At 43.8% G+C, this 390-nt stretch carries 1 pseudogene; it reads right to left on the bottom strand.

The window, feature by feature from the left end:
- A pseudogene (locus tag HC728_RS19905) lies at positions 1 to 390 on the bottom strand (hypothetical protein); the annotation flags it as partial.

Below are 390 nucleotides of genomic sequence, written 5' to 3'. Positions count from 1 at the left end.
TTGCATCGATTTCAAATAAACCAGCATCAATATCTGCTTGTGATAATGCATAAGTCACCTCATCACCATCTGGATCTGTCGCAAGGCCAGTGATATTTACAACCGACCCAATTTCAGCATTCTCTGACAAGGTATTTTCAGCAGTATTCGAATCCGTTACCGGACCCACATCGTTATCCGTGTCGCCACCGCCCGGTGTCGAACCATCTGCATCCGTCACTGTAATATCAAAACTTTCTTGGCTTGTTGAGCCATCAGTAGAAGTCGCAATGATGGTAATAGAGTGAGAATCGGCGACTTCATGATCAAGATTACCAATCAGCGTCACCACACCTGTGGTTGCATCGATTTCAAATAAACCAGCATCAATATCTGCTTGTGATAATGCAT

The sequence above is a fragment of the Aliivibrio sp. S10_S31 genome, assembly GCF_014694495.1.
Lineage (GTDB): Bacteria > Pseudomonadota > Gammaproteobacteria > Enterobacterales > Vibrionaceae > Aliivibrio > Aliivibrio fischeri.
Note: the sequence above shows the minus strand (reverse complement) of the source record. Positions and strands in the feature narration are given on the sequence as shown.